This is a genomic window from Microcystis sp. M53603_WE2 (assembly GCF_030065435.1).
Genome location: NZ_JASJFF010000479.1, coordinates 1 through 3745, shown reverse-complemented (window position 1 = coordinate 3745; position 3745 = coordinate 1). Strand labels below are relative to the sequence as shown.

Sequence of the window (3745 nt, the reverse complement as noted above, 5' to 3'; positions counted from 1 at the left end):
TAGCCTATACTCAACGGATTTAGTATTATAGCGGTGCGAGAAATCCGATGGTTTTCCAAGATTTGGCCGAGCAGTTTGGGAAAGAAAACCCTCGCAGGATTTGCGGGGGTTTTTCGCCGATTCAGCGTCTCTCTGCCGGGGGTGCAGGAGGAGCCACATCGGGGGGAGGAGTTACCTGTAGGGGAACCGAACGAGTGTCGGGAGCTGCCACAGTGACGGGAACGGTAATCGGTTCGGCTGCTGGGGGGGCCGTATTTTCAGGACGAGGAGCAGCGGCACTGGTAGGAGCAGTGCTAGTACGCCGACGACTAGAACGGCGTTGGCTGGGTTCGCTAGTATTAGAACGGACGATAGTTTGCTCACGACTTACCCGAACCCGTCGCCGTCTGCGGATAGGTCCTTCGCTGGGGGAACCCTCATCGCTGCTGGCTAAACGATTGTTAGTAGTTTGGGTAAAGTAGGTACGTCGGGGTTTAATTGGTTCCGCTTTTAATGTCACTGGACGTTTGCCTAAATTCGGTTCTGGGAAACCTTGATAGGGAATATCCTTAATTGCTCCTAACATAAATTGTCGCCACATCCAAGCGGACATGGTACTGGCTCCATTGGTGGGTTTATTATTGTCATTACCGAGCCAAATTCCCGTGACTAATTGGGGAATATAACCGACGAACCAAAGGTCGCGAGCCTTGTCAGAAGTGCCGGTTTTTCCTGCCACCGGACGACCAATTTGTGCGGGGGTTCCCGTTCCCGAATTAACCACATCCTGCAGCATCCAAGTCATCGTCGCTGCCGTGTTTTGATTGAGAGCAGTTTTCGGTTTAAAATTGGCTTGATAAATTACTTTACCATTGCGATCGAGTACCTGATTAATACCGTAAACTGGTTGATGCACACCATTATTAGCAAAAGTCCCGTAGGCGCTGGTCAATTCTAAAAGATTGACTTCCGAAGCACCCAAAGCCAAAGAATAAGTGGGTAAAAGTTTCGACTGGATACCCATATCTTGAGCTAATTTAATCACCGGATTCCAACCCACAGCCACTAACACCTGAACTGCCACCACATTCAGGGAAGAAGTCAAAGCATCGCGCATGGACACCTGGCGGCCGCTATACTTATCGCCGTAGTTTTCCGGTTTATAACCATCCACTACATACTGAGCATCTTTATAACTAGAATAGGGGGATTTCCCCGCCGCAATCGCCGCCGCATAGACAAAAGGTTTAAAAGTAGATCCTGGCTGACGTTTTGCCTGTGTCACCCGATTGAATTGATTCTTATCGTGGTCAATTCCCCCGACCATGGCCTTAATTTGCCCATTTTTGGGGTCAATTGCCACTAAAGCTGCCTGTTGGAAGTTCTGCCACCTGCCATAACGAGAAACCGCTCTTTCTACCACTTCCTCCCCTTCCCTTTGCCAACGAGGATTAAGGGTAGTTTTTACCACCAATCCCCCCGCTTCTAGGGTTTTAGCGGGAACCAGTTGCGGCAGTTCTTTTTCCACATAATCGGTAAAATAGGCCGCTTGCCGTTGCAGACGTTTTAGGGGACTGGTTTTCAGACCTAGGGGAGATGCGATCGCCAGTTCTGCTTGAGCGTTAGTAATAAATCCCACCTCGGCCATAGTTTTGAGGACGATATTACGCCGTTCTAGGGCAGATTTAGGGTTTTCGAGGGGAGAATAGAGACTAGGAGCGGGAACAATGCCTGCAAGGGTGGCAGCTTCGGCTAGAGTTAATTTATCGACGGGTTTACTGAAATATAACCAAGCGGCATCGGCAAGACCGTAGGCCCCGGAACCGAGATAAACTAGGTGGAAATAACGCTCTAAAATCTGGTCTTTTGTATATTTATCTTCTATTTTCTGAGCGATACGCATTTCCCGTAATTTGCGATCAAAACTCCTTTCTTGGGATAAAAAGACAATCCGGGCCAATTGTTGGGTGATGGTGCTGCCTCCTTCCACCACTCCCCCGGCTCTCAGGTTAGAAAAGAGAGCGCGAGCAATACCCTGGCCATCCACTCCCCCGTGTTCACGAAAACGGCGGTCTTCACTAGCGATAAAGGCCTCCTGTACCAGTTGGGGAACTTGAGCAATCTTTACGGTTTCGTAGGTACTAGGGCCATTTTGTTTGAGGATTTCCCCATTAGCGGCTTGAATGGTTAGGGTGCCGGGACGAGTATATGTTTGTATATCGGCGATATTTTGCGGTAGAGAGGTTTCAAGGCGATAAATGCCCCAACCTACCCCCAAAAGGCCCCCAGTTACGCCTAATCCCAATCCCAAGTACAAGCCAAAGCGGGGATGTTGTCGCCATTGCGGTAAGGGGGAATTGCCAATCAGGGTAGTAAATTTGTTCTTTAAGGGTTTTAATGTCTCTAGAGCCTTGCTACTGGTTCGGGAGACCAAATTAACCTTTTTTTCTTCGGAAGCGGCTTCTACGGGCTTTTCTGGGGCAACTGGCGCAGATTTGGATTCGATAGGATCGACTTTAGGGGGTTGCTCGGAATTTTCTAATTTATTAGCAAGATTATGAAAAAATTGACTAAGTTTTTGTTTGTATTTCATGTTAATTGAGCGGGTGAGGGTGAGTAATCAGTGAACAGTAATCAGTAATCAGTAATCAGTAATCAGTGAACTGAAAACTCAAATCTGGACTCTTCTCGACTTTGTGTGATAATTTTTGCTTATGGAATCGTGAAATGCTTATCGGGCAAGACTTTTAGTGCTATTTTGACGTTCGGCGATGCTCAGTCGAGCGGCGGAAGAAACTATCAGTATAGACCTCGTTTCCACACAGTGAACTGAAAACTCAAATCTGATCACTGATAACTGATAACTGATAACTGATAACTGAAAAGCTGACTCTTTAAAGATCGCTAAATTGTCGCCACCATTGCTGGAGAGGATAATAGACGAGGGGAGTCCAGAGACTACTAAGCAGAGCAGAAGTGAGGCCAATGCGTTGATAATCCATCCAAAGATCAGCGAGATTTTTGCCTCCTTGTAGATAGTATTGAAAAGCGATCGCACCATCGGCGATTAAAGTCATAACAAAGACAATTAAGACCACGGCGATCAATTCTTCTTTAACATAACGTTGTCGGTGTAAACAGGAAGTGAGGAAGCCGATCAGACCAAAAACCATGATATGGGAAGGATAATTAGAGGTAAGACTATCTTGAATAGCACCGAGCGCTAATCCGGCCACCACACTATCGAGACAAGAGCGATTGAGACTCCAACTAACCAACCAAATCAGTAACCAATTGGGAGCGATGCCTAAAATCTCCATACCGGGCAGCCGCATTAAGGAAAGAAAGGTACAGAGAAGCATCGAAGCGATAGTGACTAAAATATTCAGGATAAAACGATAACGGGCTGATAAACGGCTTAATTTCAGCATAATTCCCCCTCTCACTGCTGGGGTTGCGGGTGAACGAACACCCATTCGAGATTGTCCACGGTGGCGGTAAATTCAATTTTGGCGGTGGGGGCGGGATTTTCCTGTAAATTAAGGGAAATTATGCGACCGATGGGCAACCCCGGCGAAAAAAGACTACTAAAAGCCGAAGTCGTCACCACATCTCCCGGTTTCACATCGGGAGCTTTTTCAAAAAAGCGCAGGGTGGCGACTTGGGAATCCTGACCTTGAATCAAACCCATGGCCCGACTACGATTCACCGTTGCTCCGATGCGACTTTGGGAATTACTGACCAATAAAACTTTGCTGGTGTGGGG

At 47.4% G+C, this 3745-nt stretch carries 3 protein-coding genes; all 3 read right to left on the bottom strand.

The window, feature by feature from the left end:
* Nucleotides 1–121: 121 nt before the first annotated feature.
* Nucleotides 122–2572 carry a transglycosylase domain-containing protein gene (locus tag PX481_RS09970; RefSeq protein ID WP_288094517.1) on the bottom strand — a complete coding sequence of 817 codons (2451 nt, stop codon included), beginning with the start codon at nucleotides 2570–2572 and terminating at the stop codon, nucleotides 122–124.
* Nucleotides 2573–2873: 301 nt separating this feature from the next.
* Nucleotides 2874–3455 carry a rod shape-determining protein MreD gene (mreD, locus tag PX481_RS09965; RefSeq protein ID WP_288094516.1) on the bottom strand — a complete coding sequence of 194 codons (582 nt, stop codon included), beginning with the start codon at nucleotides 3453–3455 and terminating at the stop codon, nucleotides 2874–2876.
* Nucleotides 3422–3745: rod shape-determining protein MreC (locus PX481_RS09960; RefSeq protein WP_288094515.1), on the bottom strand; the 324-nt coding region annotated here is incomplete at its 5' end. The genes PX481_RS09960 and mreD, both read right to left, overlap by 34 nt.